This window comes from Mesorhizobium sp. 10J20-29 (assembly GCF_054130485.1).
This window is the reverse complement of record NZ_CP199156.1, coordinates 2,951,663-2,967,809: the sequence shown is the minus strand read 5'-3', so window position 1 is coordinate 2,967,809 and position 16,147 is coordinate 2,951,663. Positions and strand designations below refer to the sequence as shown.

Below are 16,147 nucleotides of genomic sequence, written 5' to 3'. Positions count from 1 at the left end.
CATTTGGAACCACCTATCGGTTTGGAAACTTATCGGGTGTACGCCGGTCGCTTGAACGGTCACCCGGCAATAAATTCTGAAGAAGGCAACATGACAGCATCCAGCATCCACCTTACCAGGCGACGCCTTCTAGGACTCGCGGCTACCGGCGCGGCTTCGGTGGCCCTTTCGGCCTGTACGACTGCTCGCGGTAATGTCGGGCACAATTATGCCGCCAACCCGCAGCCACCCGTCGACGTCAACGCAGCTTATGGCTCGTACGTCACCATGTACGGGCCGGTCTATGACGAGGGATACCAGATCCCGGCTGTGCCTATCGAGAAGATCGACAAGCGCTTCCTGCGCCAGGTCGTATCCGACCCGACCGGCGAGCGCCCGGGCACCATTGTCGTCGATACCTCTGCGCATTTCCTATACCTGGTGCTCGGCAATGGGCAGGCCATGCGCTACGGCGTAGGCCTCGGCCGCGCCGGCTTCGAATGGGCCGGTCGCGCCAACGTCCAGTGGAAGCAGAAGTGGCCGAAATGGACCCCGCCCGAGGAGATGATCGCGCGCCAGCCCGAACTCGCGAAGTATGGCGTCGACAATGGCGGCATGCCGCCCGGCCTCGACAACCCGCTCGGTGCCCGCGCGCTCTACATCTTCCAGGATGGGGTCGACACGCTCTACCGGCTGCACGGTTCGCCCGAATGGAACTCGATCGGCAAGTCGGTCTCGTCCGGCTGTGTGCGCCTGATGAATCAGGACATTATCGACCTCTACGACCGCGTGCCGGGCAAGGCGCCGATCGTGGTCGGCTCGGGCTTTGCCGTCTCCTAGGGCCAGACGTCCGGCATAAACTCCTCAGGAAGGGTCAGAACCCCTTCTTGAGGCTGCCAAGGATCCCGCGCACGATGGCGCGGCCGACCGAAGAGCCGACCGAACGGACAACCGACTTGATCGCCGCCTCGGTCACCGACTGCCGGTTCGACCGGCGCGGCGCACGCCGGCTCTTGGACTTCGAGCTGCCGCGGTCATCGTCGTCATCCCCGAAGCCCGGGATCGTCCAGCGCGACCGCCCGTCTTCTTCCTGCTCTGCCTCGCGTTGCTGCGCCGCCTCCTCGGCCTTGGCGGCTTCGGCCGCCCGCTTCTCCAGCATCTCGAACGCCGATTCGCGGTCGATCGTCTCGTCGTAGAGCCCGGCGACCGGACTGGTGTTGATCAGCTTGCGGCGCTCCTCCGGCGTCAGCGGTCCCATGCGCGACGATGGTGGCCGGATCAGCGTCCGCTGCACCATGGCCGGCACGGCCTTGGCCTCGAGCGGCGAGACCAGCGCCTCGCCCACGCCTAGCTGGGTGATGGCATCCATGCAGTCAAAATCGGGATTGGGCCGGAACGTGTCGGCAGCGGTCTTCACCGCCTTCTGCTCGCGCGGCGTGTAGGCCCTCAGCGCGTGCTGGATGCGGTTGCCGAGCTGCGCCAGCACGGTATCGGGCACGTCGAGCGGGTTCTGCGTCACGAAATAGACGCCGACGCCCTTCGAGCGGATCAGCCGGACGACCTGCTCGACCCTGTCGACCAGGATCTTCGGGGCGTCGTCGAACAGGAGATGCGCCTCGTCGAAGAAGAAGACCAGCTTCGGCTTGTCCGGGTCGCCGACCTCGGGCAATTCCTCGAACAGCTCCGACAGCAGCCACAGCAGGAACGTGGCGTAGAGGCGCGGGTTCATCATCAGCTTGTCGGCCGCCAGCACGTTGATGGCGCCGCGTCCGTCGCGCGTCGTGCGCATGATGTCGGCGATCTTGAGCGCCGGCTCGCCGAAGAAATTCGCCGCGCCCTGCTGCTCGAGGATCAGCAGCGAGCGGAGGATGGCGCCGACCGAGGCCTTGGTGACATTGCCGTATTTCGTGCCGATCTCGTCGGCGCGGCTTGCAATGTTGCTGAGCAGCGACTGCAAGTCCTTCATGTCGAGGAGCAGCAGGCCTTCCTCGTCGGCGATGCGGAAGGCGATGTTGATGATGCCTTCCTGTGCTTCCGAGAGGTTCATCAGCCGCGACAGCAACAGCGGCCCCATCTCGGAGACGGTGGCGCGGATCGGATGGCCCTGCTCGCCGAACAGGTCCCAGAAGATGACCGGAAAGTCCTGGAATTCATAAGGGTCGAGCTTGATCGTCTTGGCCCGGGCCGCAAGGAAGTCCTTGGGTTCGCCCATCACCGCGATACCTGACAGATCGCCCTTCACGTCGGCGCAGAAGACCGGCACGCCCTGGTTCGAGAACCCCTCCGCCAGGATCTGCAGTGTCACGGTCTTGCCGGTGCCTGTGGCGCCGGTCACGAGGCCATGCCGGTTGGCGTATTTCAGCAGCAGTTCTTCGGGCTTCTGGTAGGAATCATCCGGCTTGCGGCTGGCGCCAAGGAAGATGCTGGTTTCGTCAGCCATGCGATCGGTCTCCGTCGTCTGGCGCGTCCGGCCGGCGCACCCCTCAAGGAAACCTATAGTTGCGCCATCGAAGCGCGACAATGCGAAAGCTTGAATTTCCGGTTCCCGGACCGGCAAGTTGGCAGCGCGGCGACCATTTCGGATTGCGGCTCCGGGCCGGTCGCCTTAGTGTCGCCGGGCTGCCCAGGGCGGGGCGATTGCAAGGATGCGGATGAGTACGACAAGCGCGCTAGAAGGTTTCGAATTTCCGGTTGCTGACCGGGAGAAATGGCTCTCCCTGGTCGAAGGCGCAAAGGGGGGCGTCAAGTCTGCGGACGAGCTCGTCACGCTGACCGACGACGGCATCGCCATCGACCCGCTGATGCCGAGAAGCGCCGATGCGGCGCTGCTGCCGCGCCGCCAGCCCGACCTGCCGTGGGTGGTGGTGCAGCGCGCCGACGATCCCGACCCGGCGCGCGCCAACGCACAGGCCCGGGCCGATCTCGAGCAGGGCGCGACCGGGCTTGCGCTGGTATTCGAAGGTGCGCCCAATGCCTTCGGCTACGGTCTGCCGGCAACGCCGGAAGGATTGGAGACCGTGCTCGACGGCATCCAGCTCAACCGCACGCATCTGCGCATGGACGTCAATCCGGCGAGCCGGGCAATGGCCGACTGGCTGGTCGCGCTGCTCACACGCCGCGGCGCCGACCCCTCGAAGCTCAGCCTGTCCTTCGGCATTGATCCGGCCGCGATCTTCGCCGGAACGGGGCGCCTCGCCATGTCGATCGAGGCATTGCAGGCATCGATGCCGCAGTCGCTCGCGCATTTCTTCGCGGTCGGCATACCGGGCGTCCTGCTCGAGGCAGACGGCCGCGTCTATCACAATGCTGGCGCCACCGAGGCGCAGGAACTCGGTGCGATCATCGCCTCGGCCGTCGCGCATCTGCGGCTCTTCCAGGATGCGCGCCAGGCGCTTGTCCACGCCTCGCCGCATATCGGCTTCGTGCTCAGCGTCGACCAGGACCAGTTCCTGTCGATGGCCAAGGTGCGGGCGCTGCGCAAGCTATGGGCACGGATACAGGTCGCCTGCATGATGAGCCCGGACGCCGCGACCATCCATGCCGAGACCTCCTACCGGATGATGACGACCGGCGATCCCGAAACCAACATCCTGCGCAGCACAATCGCCGGCTTTGCCGCCGCGGTCGGGGGCGCAGACACGATCTCGGTTCTGCCGCACACCATCGCGCACGGATTGCCGGATGGCTTTTCGCGCCGCATCGCGCGCAATGCGCAGTTGCTGATGGCCGGCGAGAGCCATCTCGACTTCGTCGCCGACCCCGCCTCCGGCTCGGGCAGCGTCGAAGGGCTCACCGATTCCCTCTGTGCCGCCGCCTGGAAGGAATTCCAGACCATCGAGACGGAAGGCGGCATCCTGAAGAGCCTGGCCGATGGCCACATCCAGCGCCGGGTGCGCGAAGCGGGCGAAACGCGCGCGAAGCTCTACCGGAATGGCGAGCGGCAGATTGTCGGTACGACGCTCTATCCGCCGGCAGCCGAGCGACCCGTGAAGACGCTCGCGGCCGAACAACGTCCGGTTCCGACCGAGGGCGCCGTGTTCTGCGACAGGCTGATCCCGCAGAGGATCGACGAGGCACTCGGAGACGCGGCATGATCCCCGATTTCAGCACCATTGACTGGACCGCCGCGACGCCCGAACTGCCGGCGATGGACCCTTCGCAATGGGCGACGCCCGAAGGTATTGCCGTCCAGCGCGCCTATGGCGCCGACGACCTTGCCGGCCTGCCCTTCCTCGACACATGGCCGGGCATCGCGCCCAACATCCGCGGCCCCTACCCGACCATGTATGTCCGCCAGCCCTGGACGATCCGGCAATATGCCGGCTTCTCGACGGCCGAGGAATCGAATGCCTTCTACCGCCGCAACGTGGCAGCCGGACAGAAGGGGCTGTCCGTCGCCTTCGACCTTGCCACGCATCGCGGCTACGACAGCGACCACCCGCGCGTCTCGGGCGATGTCGGCATGGCCGGCGTGGCGATCGATTCCATCCTCGACATGCGCCAGCTCTTCGACCAGATCCCGCTCGGCGAGATGACGGTGTCGATGACCATGAACGGCGCGGTGCTGCCGATACTGGCGCTCTACATCGTGGCCGGCGAAGAACAGGGCGTCTCGCAGAAGGACCTCGCAGGAACCATTCAGAACGACATTCTGAAAGAGTTCATGGTGCGCAACACCTACATCTACCCGCCGCGCCCCTCGATGCGGATCGTGTCCGACATCTTCTCCTACACCTCGCGCGAGATGCCGAAGTTCAACTCGATCTCGATTTCCGGCTACCACATGCAGGAAGCCGGCGCGACGGCCGACCTCGAGCTCGCCTATACGATTGCCGACGGCATCGAATACGCCCGCGCAGGCGTTGCGGCAGGCATGGACATCGACAGCTTCGCGCCCCGCCTGTCCTTCTTCTGGGCGATCGGCATGAACTTCTTCATGGAGGTCGCCAAGCTGCGCGCCGCCCGCCTGCTATGGGCCGGCCTGATCCAGAAGAACTTTTCGCCGAAGGATTCCCGCTCGCTGTCGCTGCGCACCCATTGCCAGACCTCGGGCTGGTCGCTGACCGCACAGGATCCCTACAACAACATCGCACGCACCATGATCGAGGCGATGGCCGCCACGCAAGGGCATACGCAGTCGCTGCACACCAACGCCTTCGACGAGGCGCTGGCGCTGCCGACCGACCATTCGGCCCGGATCGCCCGCAACACGCAGCTCATCCTGCAGAAGGAATCGGGCACCACCCGCTTCATCGATCCGTGGGGCGGTTCGGCCTATGTCGAGCGCCTGACGCACGATCTCGCGGCCCGCGCCATGTCCCATATCGAGGAAGTCGAGACGCTCGGCGGCATGGCCGCGGCGATTGAGAAGGGCATCCCCAAGCTGCGCATCGAGGAGGCCGCGGCGCGCACCCAGGCGCGCATCGATTCCGGCCAGCAGGCTCTGGTTGGCGTCAATGCATGGCGCCCGGAAAAGGATACGGAAGTCGACGTCCTGAAAATCGACAATGCCGAGGTGCGGGCGCGGCAACTCTCCAAGCTGCAGGCGCTCAAGGGCACGCGCGACGTGGCTGCCGTGGAGACCGCCCTTAATGCGCTGACCAATGCGGCGGCAGGCGACGGCAACCTGCTGGAATTTGCCATCCGCGCGGCGCGCGCGCATGCAACGGTCGGCGAAATCTCGCTGGCGCTCGAAAAGGTGTTTGGCCGTCACGTCGCGACCGTCCAGACTATTTCGGGCGTCTATCGCAAGGAGATCGGCGAGAACGCCGCCGTCGACGACGTGCTGGAAAAGATCGAGGCCTTCGAGCAGAAGACCGGCGCCAGGCCGCGCATCCTGGTTGCCAAGATGGGTCAGGACGGCCACGACCGCGGCCAGAAAGTCATCGCCACCGCCTTCGCCGACCTCGGCTTCGACGTCACCGTCGGCTCGATGTTCCAGACGCCCGAAGAGATCGCCAAGCTCGCTACCGAGCGCATGGTCAATATCGTCGGCGCCTCATCGCTCGCCGGCGGCCATTTGACGCTGGTGCCGGAATTGCGCGCGGCCCTCGACAAGCTCGGCGGCAAGGAGATCATGATCGTCGCCGGAGGTGTCATCCCGCCACAGGACTACGAGGCGGTGCGCAAGGCCGGCGCCGTCGAGATATTCCCGCCCGGAACGGTCATTCCGGAAGCGGCGGCGCGCCTGATGGAGCGGTTGGTGGGAGGGTGAGGTTTTTGCGGCGGTTCGCTGATCGAACGACCGCGGCTAGCCCGGACTAGATCTCAAGCTTGACGATTTCCCATTCCTTGCCATTGACGGTGGCGGTTTCGCCGACGGTCTTGCCGAACAGCGCCAGCGCCATCGGCGAAACATGCGAAACGCTGCCTTTGGCTGCGTCGGCCTCGTCTTCGCCGACGATCTTCCACGCCTTTTGCTTGCCGTCATCGCCCTCAACGGTCACGGTCATGCCGAAGCGCACGACTTCGCTGCCCGGCTCCGGCTCCGACAATTCAGCGTTCTCGCGGCGCGCCGACCAGTAGCGCAGATCGCGCGAAACCCTGGCAATGCGCTCCCGGTCCGCGTCGGCTTCGGCCTTGGCCAGTTCCTCGCGCAGTTCGTTGACCGCGCTGTCGATCTGGGCCAGCCCACTTGCAGTGACCAGGTTGCGGTGTGTGCTTACGGGACGCTCGCCGATATCGGCGATCTGGCCGTCGCTGTCGTCTTCGCGTGTGAATGCCCTGCTCATCACCTCAACCTAGGCAGCGGCAGGGCTTTCGACAAGCGGCGGCGGCGCAAATTGCCGGCCTTCGGTCGGATGGCACGTTTCCTGCGACGCAGAACATCGAACCGGGAAACTGTGCCGATGTTGAACAGACGCAACCTCCTCAGGCAGACGGCAATCGCCGGCGTTGCCGGGCTGGCGCTGCCGAATTCGCTGCTTGCCGCCGGGCTGAAGGGCATAGAGCTAACCGCGATGCGCGGGTCGATCAGTGCCAGCGATCTGGGAGTCCGGCCGGGCGCGCTCGACGACCAGAGCCGCGCCTTCGCCAAGATGCTGGCCGAAGCGTCCGATCGCAACATTCCGGTGTTCCTGCCAGCCGGCACCTATGTCGTTTCCAACCTCACCCTGCCGCCCTACCTGCGCCTCAGCGGCGTGCCGGGAGCGACGCGCATCGTCTATGGCGGCGACGGCCACCTGATGGCCGCCGAGGACGCCGTGCATATCGAAATGAGCGGGTTGGTGCTCGACGGAGCAAACCGCTGGATGGGCGACTATGCGCAGGGCCTGCTCGACCTGCGCCGCGTCGCACACGCCGTGATCGACAATTGCCAGATCGTGGGCAGTGGCAAGAACGGGCTGTCGCTCGAGCGGGTCGCCGGGCGCATCGAGCGCACGACGATCTCGGGCGCTGCAGACGCCGGCATCTATTCCGTCGAGGGCAAGGGCCTCGCCATCAGCGGCAACAGCGTCTCCGACTGCGCCAATGGCGGCATACTGGTGCATCGCTGGCAGGTCGCCGACGACGCCACCATGGTCACCGGCAACCGCGTCGAGCGCATCTCGGCGCGCAATGGGGGCACCGGCCAGAACGGCAACGGCATCAACGTCTTCCGCGCCGACAAGGTGGTGGTATCCGGGAACGTCGTCAGCGATTGCGCCTTCTCCGCCATCCGCGCCAACAGCGCCAGCAACCTGCAGATCGCCGGCAACACCTGCAGCCGGTCCGGCGAGACAGCGCTCTACGCCGAATTCGCCTTCGAGGGCGCCATCATCAACAGCAACATCGTCGATGGCGCAGCGAACGGCATCTCGGTCGTCAACTTCGACCAGGGCGGCCGTGCGGCCGTCTGCTCGGGCAATCTCGTGCGCAATCTCTCGACCACGGGGCCCTACCCCGCCGACGCGCCGGGCTTCGGCGTCGGCATCAGCGTCGAGGCCGACACGTCCGTCACTGGCAACATGGTCGACAACGCGCCGCTCTACGGCATCAAGATCGGCTGGGGACCCTACATGCGCAACGTGGTGGCGACCGGCAACGTCATCCGCGCGGCGCCCACGGGCATCGCCGTCACTGTGGTGGACGGGGCCGGGCCGGCGGTCATTTCCGACAATGTGATCTCAGGCGCCTCGAACGGGGCGGTGGTCGGCTACCGCTGGTCCGATGCCGCCACCGGCGACATGGCTTCCGGCGGCAGTTCCGGCTACGCGCATCTGACGGTCGAGCGCAATCACGTCGGCTGACGCCGGCGGCCTCAGCCTGCCTTTCAGGCCAGAGCGTCCGTGGGGCGCAGCCCCCCGACGACCGCGCCGATCCGGCTTCTGATCGGCGCGTTGGCGATATCGGTCAGGCGTGCCGCGACGTCCTTGTCGGCGGCGAGCAGCTTTGCCAGAACCGCTGCGACCATGCTCTCGGTACCGCGTTCGGCGCCATCGTCGCATTTCAGCGCAATGCCGAGGCCCAGTTCCGGAACCGCCGCGCAGTAAACGCCTTCCGCCCCGACCTTGGTGAATATCCGGCCGGACGCGGCTTGCATGAGGGCCGCGTCGGCCTTGCCCGTGCCGGACACGAGCAGCGGCTCGGCCATGCAGGCGTCGAGCAGTCGCCTTGCAGCCCTGGCGCGTCCGGGTGCAAGCCCCTCCCCGGTCGCCATGCGGGCAAAGCCTTGCGCCAGCGCCGTCAGGGGCACCGCGTAGGTAGGGATGGAGCAGCCGTCGATGGCCGCGTTGCCGGCGTCGTGCACGGCTCCCGTCACCTCCTGCATGGTCTTGCGAACCATCTCCTGGAACGGATGACCGGCGGCGACATAGCCTTTGCGGTCAATGCCCTCATGCACGCAGGTGCAGAGGAAGGCGGAATGCTTGCCCGAGCAATTGTTGCAGAGCGCGTTTGGCTCTTTCCCCGAGCGCGCGAGCGCCACAAAGGCATCGTGGCTGAACGGCCAGTGGCTGCCGCATTCCAGCGCTGTATGGTCGAGCCCGGCGCGCGCCAGCATCGAGGCCGCCAGCTCGGTATGCATCGCCTCGCCGGTATGGGAGGCGCAGGCCAGCGCCAGTTCCCGGCTGCCGAAACCATAGGCGTCTGCCGCGCCTGTCTCCACCAGCGGCAGCGCCTGGATCGCCTTGACCGCCGAGCGCGGGAACACGGGGCGCGCCGTGTCGCCGATTTCCAGCACAGCCTTGCCGTCGGGCCCGCAGACATAGACAGCGCCGCGGTGGCGACTTTCCACGATGCCGCCGCGCAGCACCTCCACCAGTACCGGATTGCTCACGATGAATTCCTGTTCAGCCGACGATCCCCGCCGACGAAAAGCCGCCATCGACCGTCAGCGTATGTCCATTGATGTAGCTCGCCTCTGGCGACAGCAGGAAGGCGATCGCGGCGGCCACTTCGTCGGGCTCGCCATAGCGCGCCTGGGGAATCTGGCGCAACCACAAACGCCGGTCCTCAGCGCTGTGCGACTTCATGACCATCGGCGTCTCGACCGGCCCGGGCGCCACGCAATTCACCCTGACATTGCGGTTGCCGAATTCCAGCGCCATCACCTCCGACATCAGCTTGACGCCGGCCTTCGACGCGCCATAGGCGACACGGCCACGGTTGGCGCGAAGGGCGGAAACCGAGGCGATGTTGACGATCGACAGGGTCGCGCCCATCCGCTCCAGCGCCGCCTTGGCGGTGATGAAGGAGCCGACCAGGTTGACGTCGAGCATCTCGCGGAACAGCTCGGCACTCGTCTCCTCGACCGACAGGTCGCGCAGGATGCCGGCCGAATTCACCAGCCCGCCAACCAGCCCCAGCCTGTCGACCACCTCGTCGAACACGGCACCCAGCTCGTCCTCGTCCGTCACGTCTGCCTCGAGGAAGATCGCGTTCTCGTCAGCGAAGGCGCTCTCGGCGCCGAACAGGGCATCTGCGTCGGCATCGATCACCGCGACCGGCCAGCCATCGTCGAGCAGCCGCTTGACGACCGCCATGCCGATCCCCGATGCGCCGCCCGTGACGATCGCCGGATGCTTCATCTGATGCGATCCAGGATCGAGACGTAGTTGGCGACCGCCGCACCTCCCATGTTGAAGATGCCGCCGAGCTTTGCATCAGGCACCTGGATGTCGCCTGCCTCACCGGTGAGTTGCATCGAGGTCAGCACGTGCATCGACACGCCGGTGGCGCCGATCGGGTGGCCCTTGGATTTCAGCCCGCCCGACGGGTTGACCGGAAGGCGGCCGTCCATCGCCGTCTGGCCTTCCATCGCGACCATGGCGCCCTCGCCGCGCTTTGCCAGCCCCATCGCCTCGTATTCGATCAGTTCGGCAATGGTGAAGCAGTCATGCGTCTCGACGAAGGAGAGGTCATCGAGCGTCGCGCCGGCTTTCTTCAGCGCGCGCGCCCAGGCTTCCTCGCAGCCCTCGAACAGCAATATGTCGCGCTTCGACATCGGCAGGAAATCCTGCACGTGCTCGTTGGCGCGGAAGGCCACGGCGCGGCGCATCGACAGCGCATTGTCGCTGTCGGTCAGCACGAGCGCTGCCGCGCCGTCCGAGACCAGCGAACAGTCGGTACGCTTCAAAGGTCCAGCGACATAAGGATTCCGCTCGCTCTCCTGGCGGCAGAAGTCGTAACCGAAATCCTTGCGCAACTGCGCATAGGGGTTTCCCATGCCGTTCCTGTGGTTCTTCGCCGCGATCATGGCCAGCGCGTCCGACTGGTCGCCATGGCGCTGGAAATAGGCCTGCGCGATCTTGCCGAAGACGCCGGCAAAGCCTGCCGGCGTGTCGCCGTCCTCGGGCAGATAGGATGCCTTGAGCAGGTTCTTGCCGATCTCGGGTCCGGGCGTCGTCGTCATCTGCTCGGCGCCGACCACCAGCACCGTGCGCGCTGCCCTGGCGTCGATGGCGCGGATGCCGGCGCGCACTGCAGCCGAGCCCGTTGCGCAGGCGTTCTCCACCCGCGTCGCGGGCTTGAAGCGCAGCCGGTCGTCGGCCTGCAGCACGAGGCTTGCGGTAAAATCCTGGGCAGAGAAGCCGGCATTGAAATGGCCGAGCACGATCTCGTCGACGTCGTCGGGACCGATCCCGGCATGGTCGAGCGCGTCGGCGGCGACCTTGGTGATCAGGCTCTCGAGCGTCTCGCCCTCGAGCTTGCCGAAGCGCGAATGGGCCCAGCCCACGATACAAGCAGTCATGTCAATTCCTCCCGGCGCCCAGGTCGGGGGCCACCGTCTGTCATTTGCACCCAAAATGGACGCGCAATTGCTGCGCGTAAAGCCCGAAGCCATGATCCAGACCGGCTTCGATTTTGCGTTGATTGATCAGTCAATAAAAAATATCGTTGCTGCCGGAGGATTTCCTTGCCCATGCCCAAGATCGGAATGGAACCGCTGCGCCGCCGCGCGCTGATCGACGCGACGCTGTCGGCCATTGGCAACCGCGGCTCGCTCGACGTCACCATGTCGGAGATCGCCGGCCGCGCAGGTGTCTCCTCGGCGCTGGCGCATCATTATTTCGGCGCCAAGGATGACCTGTTGCAGGCCACCATGCGCCACCTTCTGACCGAGCTGAACGGCGACACGCGCCAGGCGCTGTCAGCCTGCCGCACGCTGCGCGAGCGCGTCTCGGCCACCATCGCCGTCAATTTTTCCGACAAGCAGTTCCAGTCCGAGACCATCGCGGCGTGGCTCGCCTTCTACGTCGAGGCGCAGAAGTCGACGGCGCTGCGCCGCCTGCTGCGCATCTACGCACGCCGGCTGCATTCAAACCTGATGAGCGGCCTCGTTCACCTGATGCCGCGGGCCGAGGCCGAGCAGGCTTCCGAGGCGATCGCCGCACTCATCGACGGGCTCTACATCCGCCGCGCGCTGAAGGACGGCACGCCGAATGCCGCGAGCGCGGTCGCTATCGTCGAAGATTATCTCGAAACCAAGCTCGCCACGCGGAAAGCCATCGCATGACCGGTCGTCCCAACATCCTGATCGTCATGGTCGATCAGCTCAACGGCACGCTGTTTCCGGATGGTCCGGCCGAATTCCTGCACGCGCCGCACCTGAAGGCGCTTGCCGCACGCTCGGTACGTTTCGCCAACAACTACACCGCCTCGCCGCTTTGCGCGCCCGGCCGGGCCTCCTTCATGAGCGGGCAATTGCCATCGCGCACCGGCGTCTACGACAACGCCGCGGAATTCGCCTCGTCGATCCCGACCTATGCGCATCACCTGCGCAGTGCCGGTTACCTAACCTGCCTTTCGGGGAAGATGCATTTTGTCGGGCCCGACCAGTTGCACGGTTTCGAGGAGCGCCTCACCACTGACATCTACCCGGCTGATTTCGGCTGGACGCCCGACTACCGCAAGCCCGGCGAGCGCATCGACTGGTGGTACCACAATCTCGGTTCCGTCACCGGCGCCGGCGTCGCCGAGATTTCCAACCAGATGGAGTATGACGACGAGGTCGCCTTCCATGCGGTGCAGAAGCTCTACGATCTGGCGCGCGCTTCCGACAAGGCGGACCGCCAGCCCTGGTGCCTGACCGTCTCCTTCACCCACCCGCACGACCCCTATGTCGCGCGCAGGAAATACTGGGACCTCTACGAGGGCTGCCCGGCACTCGAGCCGGAGGTCGGGTTCATCCCGGTCGAGGAGCAGGACCCGCACTCGCAGCGCCTCTATGCGGCGAGCGACTATGCGAGCTTCGACATCACGCCGGACAATGTCCGGCGCTCGCGCCGCGCCTATTTCGCCAACATTTCCTACCTCGACGACAAGGTTGGCGAACTGATCGACGTGCTTGAGCGCACGCGCATGCTCGACGACACGATCATCCTGTTCTGCTCCGACCATGGCGACATGCTCGGCGAGCGCGGCCTTTGGTTCAAGATGTGCTTCTACGAGGGCTCGGCCCGCGTGCCGATGATGATTGCTGGCAAGGGCATCGAGCCCGGTCTCGTCGAGGCCCCAGTCTCCAATCTCGACATCAACCCGACGCTCTGCGACCTCGTCGGCATCGACCTGTCGGCCATCGCGCCATGGACCGACGGCGAGAGCCTGCTGCCGCTGGCGCGCGGCGAGGCGCGCTCCACACCGGTGCTGATGGAATACGCCGCAGAGGGCTCGCAGGCGCCGATGATCGCCATCCGCGACGGCCGCTACAAGTTCGTTCACTGCGAAATCGACCCGCCGCAGCTCTTCGACCTCGACGCCGACCCGCTGGAAAGGACCAATCTCGCGGCGGATCCGGCACAGGCCGGCCTCGTCGCCGACTTCATGGAACGGGTGCGCGCGCGCTGGGACATGGCGCGCTTCGACGCCGAGGTGCGCGAGAGCCAGGCACGCCGCTGGATCGTCTATCCGGCGCTGCGCAACGGCGCCTACTACCCGTGGGAATTCCAGCCGCTGCAGAAGGCGTCCGAACGCTACATGCGCAACCACATGGACCTCAACACGCTCGAGGAAGACAAGCGCTTCCCGAGGGGAGAATGACGATGCCAGCTCTCGTGCCCACGCTCGACCATCTCCGCCGCGCCTACGCCGAAACCTCGAAGGCAACGCAGGTGACGCCGCTACTCGAGTCCGCGGCGCTCGCCCGGAAGACCGGGGCGGCGCGCGTCTTCGTCAAGCCCGAGTCCCTGCAATGGGCGGGCTCCTTCAAGGTCCGCGGCGCCTACTGGCGGCTGAAGCAGCTTTCGCCCGATGAGGCCAAGCGCGGCGTCGTCGCCTATTCGTCGGGCAATTTCGCGCAAGGACTGGCCGCAGCCGGCCAGGCGCTCGGCATTCCCGTCACCATCGTCATGCCGATCGACGCGCCGGCCGCCAAGCGCGACGCCACCGCCGGCTATGGCGCTACCGTCGTCCTGACCGATCATGGCGACCGTGCCCGCGAGGAAGTCGCCTCCGAACGCGCCCGCCAGATTTCGGCGGACGAGAACCTCACCCTGCTGCACCCCTTCGACGATCCGGAGATCGTCGCCGGCCAGGCCGGGGCGGGCCTCGAGGCGCTCGACCAGCTTGCCGCCAAAGGCGCGACGGCCGACGTCCTGTTCTGCTCGATCGGCGGCGGCGGGCTGATCGGCGGCGTCGCCCTCGCCTTCCATTACCTGTCGCCGCAGACCCGCCTGCTCGGCGTCGAGCCGGAAGGCTTCAACGGCATGGGGACATCGCTCGCACATGGCCAGATCGAGACCATGCCGCTCGGCCCGAAGTCGATCTGCGACGGGCTGATGGCGCGCCGGCCGGGCGAAGCGCCCTTCGCCGCGGCAAAGCGCGCCGGCGTCACCGGCATCACCGTCAGGGACGCTGCCGTCCGTCGCGCCATGAAGATGGCCTTCGAGCGCATGAAGCTGGTGCTCGAACCCTCGGGCGCTGCCTCGCTCGCTGCCCTTCTCGAAGGCGGGCAGGACGTCAAGGGGAAGACCGTCGTGGTGGTCGCCACCGGCGGCAATGTCTCGCTCCCCGATTTCATGGTGCATGTCGATGCAGCTTGAGGCCGACTACGTCATCATCGGTTCCGGGTCTGCCGGTTCCGCCCTCGCCTACCGCCTCTCGGAGGACGGCAAGCATTCGGTGATCGTCATCGAATATGGCGGCAGCGATATCGGCCCGCTCGTCCAGATGCCCTCGGCGCTGTCGATCCCGATGAACATGAGCCATTACGACTGGGGCTTTTCCAGCGAGCCCGAGCCGCATCTCGGCAACCGGGTTCTGGCCACCCCGCGCGGCAAGGTTCTCGGCGGTTCGTCGTCGATCAACGGCATGGTCTATGTGCGCGGCCATGCCGGCGACTTCGACCATTGGGCGGAGGCCGGCGCCTCGGGCTGGGCCTATGCCGATGTGCTGCCCTACTTCAAGCGGATGGAGCATTCGCACGGCGGCGAAGCCGGATGGCGCGGCACCGACGGGCCGCTGCACGTGCAGCGCGGCCCGCGCAAGAATCCGCTCTACGCCGCCTTCGTGGAAGCCGGCCACCAGGCCGGTTTCGAACTCACCGAAGACTACAACGGCTCGAAGCAGGAAGGCTTCGGCGCCATGGAGCAGACCATCCATCGCGGCCGCCGCTGGTCGACCGCAAACGCCTATCTGCGGCCGGCGCTGAAGCGCAAAAACGTGAGTCTGGTCAAGGGCTTCGCGCGGCGCGTGGTGATCGAGAATCAACGTGCCGTCGGCGTCGAAATCGAAGCTGGCAAACAGATTCAAGTCGTTAACGCAAAGCGTGAAGTCATCATCGCCGCCTCGGCCATCAATTCGCCGAAACTGCTGATGCTGTCGGGCATCGGTCCGGCCGCCCAACTCAGGCAGCACGGCATCGACATCGTCGCCGACCGGCCGGGGGTCGGGCAGAACCTGCAGGACCATCTGGAACTCTACATCCAGCAGGAATCGACCCAGCCGATCACCCTCTACTCGGTGCTCAACCCGTTCTCCAAGGCGCTGATCGGTGCGCAATGGCTGTTCTTCAAGACCGGTCTGGGCGCCACCAACCACTTCGAGGCGGCAGCCTTCGTGCGCTCGGCGGCCGGCGTCGAATACCCCGATATCCAGTACCACTTCATCCCCGCGGCGGTCCGCTACGACGGCAAGGCGGCGGCCAAGTCGCATGGCTTCCAGGCGCATGTCGGGCCGATGCGTTCGAAGTCGCGCGGCACGGTCACCCTGCGCTCGGCCGATGTCTGGGCAAAGCCCGAGATCCGCTTCAACTACATGTCTCACCCCGAGGACTGGGCCGACTTCCGCCACGCGATCCGGCTGACGCGCGAGATCTTTTCCCAGAAGGCGTTCGATCCCTATCGTGGCAAGGAAATCTCGCCGGGCTCGAACGTGGAGAGCGACGACGAGCTGGACGAGTTCATCCGCCAGCACGCCGAGAGCGCCTACCACCCCTGCGGGACATGCCGCATGGGTGCGGCCAGCGACCCCACGAGCGTCGTCGATCCGGAATGCCGGGTCATCGGCGTCGAGGGCCTGCGGGTCGCGGATTCCTCGATCTTCCCGCGCGTCACCAACGGTAATCTCAACGGGCCGTCGATCATGACCGGCGAGAAGGCCGCCGACCACATTCTCGGGCGCACGCCGCTTGCACCGTCGAACCAGGAGCCGTGGATCAACCCGCGCTGGCAGACCTCGGACCGTTAGGACAGAGCAACGCAACGTTGCGCGGCGCCCGCGAAGGGACCATGCTTCGAGGCAAAGCGGAGAA

The 16,147-nt window shown here is 66.0% G+C and carries 13 protein-coding genes; 8 read left to right on the top strand and 5 right to left on the bottom strand.

The genetic code is table 11. The features are described 5' to 3' along the window. The first annotated feature begins 90 nt into the window (after positions 1-90). Positions 91-819 (top strand): L,D-transpeptidase, encoded by a 729-nt coding sequence (locus ACT2BZ_RS14125; protein WP_457935773.1) that lies wholly within the window; start codon positions 91-93, stop codon positions 817-819. Positions 820-853: 34 nt separating this feature from the next. Here the strand turns inward: ACT2BZ_RS14125 and ACT2BZ_RS14120 are convergent, their stop codons facing one another. Then, complete coding sequence (locus tag ACT2BZ_RS14120; protein ID WP_457935772.1) at positions 854-2,419, bottom strand: helicase HerA-like C-terminal domain-containing protein; 1,566 nt, start codon at positions 2,417-2,419, stop codon at positions 854-856. A 211-nt stretch (positions 2,420-2,630) separates the two neighbouring features. Between ACT2BZ_RS14120 and ACT2BZ_RS14115 the strand changes: the two genes are divergently transcribed. Further along, complete coding sequence (locus ACT2BZ_RS14115) at positions 2,631-4,073, top strand: methylmalonyl-CoA mutase family protein (RefSeq protein ID WP_457935771.1); 1,443 nt, start codon at positions 2,631-2,633, stop codon at positions 4,071-4,073. Continuing rightward, positions 4,070-6,193 (top strand): methylmalonyl-CoA mutase, encoded by a 2,124-nt coding sequence (gene scpA, locus ACT2BZ_RS14110; RefSeq protein ID WP_457935770.1) that lies wholly within the window; start codon positions 4,070-4,072, stop codon positions 6,191-6,193. The genes ACT2BZ_RS14115 and scpA overlap by 4 nt, the downstream gene beginning before the upstream one ends. Positions 6,194-6,239: 46 nt before the next feature. On the opposite strand, the gene greA is transcribed toward scpA, so the two are convergent. Beyond that, entirely contained in the window at positions 6,240-6,710 is a 471-nt protein-coding gene (gene greA, locus ACT2BZ_RS14105; protein ID WP_457935769.1) for a transcription elongation factor GreA, read from the bottom strand. Positions 6,711-6,827: 117 nt separating this feature from the next. On the opposite strand from greA, the gene ACT2BZ_RS14100 reads away from it, so the two are divergent. Beyond that, a complete protein-coding gene (locus ACT2BZ_RS14100) occupies positions 6,828-8,207 on the top strand; it encodes a TIGR03808 family TAT-translocated repetitive protein (RefSeq protein WP_457935768.1) in 1,380 nt (459 codons plus the stop codon). Positions 8,208-8,230: 23 nt separating this feature from the next. Here the strand turns inward: ACT2BZ_RS14100 and ACT2BZ_RS14095 are convergent, their stop codons facing one another. The 3 genes from ACT2BZ_RS14095 to ACT2BZ_RS14085 are packed head-to-tail and all read right to left on the bottom strand — an operon-like array spanning position 8,231 to position 11,149. Beyond that, complete coding sequence (locus tag ACT2BZ_RS14095) at positions 8,231-9,235, bottom strand: asparaginase (protein ID WP_457935767.1); 1,005 nt, start codon at positions 9,233-9,235, stop codon at positions 8,231-8,233. Positions 9,236-9,248: 13 nt separating this feature from the next. Then, positions 9,249-9,986, bottom strand: a complete 738-nt coding sequence (locus ACT2BZ_RS14090; protein WP_457935766.1) for an SDR family NAD(P)-dependent oxidoreductase — start codon at positions 9,984-9,986, stop codon at positions 9,249-9,251. Continuing rightward, a complete protein-coding gene (locus ACT2BZ_RS14085; protein WP_457935765.1) occupies positions 9,983-11,149 on the bottom strand; it encodes an acetyl-CoA acetyltransferase in 1,167 nt (388 codons plus the stop codon). The genes ACT2BZ_RS14090 and ACT2BZ_RS14085 overlap by 4 nt, the downstream gene beginning before the upstream one ends. Positions 11,150-11,320: 171 nt before the next feature. Here ACT2BZ_RS14085 and betI point away from each other — a divergent pair, with 171 nt between their 5' ends. The 4 genes from betI to betA are packed head-to-tail and all read left to right on the top strand — an operon-like array spanning position 11,321 to position 16,083. Beyond that, on the top strand, positions 11,321-11,914 hold the full coding sequence (betI, locus tag ACT2BZ_RS14080; RefSeq protein ID WP_457935764.1) for a transcriptional regulator BetI: 594 nt from the start codon (positions 11,321-11,323) through the stop codon (positions 11,912-11,914). Further along, complete coding sequence (betC, locus tag ACT2BZ_RS14075; protein ID WP_457935763.1) at positions 11,911-13,437, top strand: choline-sulfatase; 1,527 nt, start codon at positions 11,911-11,913, stop codon at positions 13,435-13,437. The genes betI and betC overlap by 4 nt, the downstream gene beginning before the upstream one ends. Then, on the top strand, positions 13,434-14,438 hold the full coding sequence (locus ACT2BZ_RS14070; RefSeq protein ID WP_457935762.1) for a threonine/serine dehydratase: 1,005 nt from the start codon (positions 13,434-13,436) through the stop codon (positions 14,436-14,438). Before betC ends, ACT2BZ_RS14070 begins: the two co-directional genes overlap by 4 nt. Beyond that, positions 14,428-16,083 (top strand): choline dehydrogenase, encoded by a 1,656-nt coding sequence (gene betA / locus ACT2BZ_RS14065; RefSeq protein WP_457941319.1) that lies wholly within the window; start codon positions 14,428-14,430, stop codon positions 16,081-16,083. Before ACT2BZ_RS14070 ends, betA begins: the two co-directional genes overlap by 11 nt. Positions 16,084-16,147 lie beyond the last annotated feature (64 nt).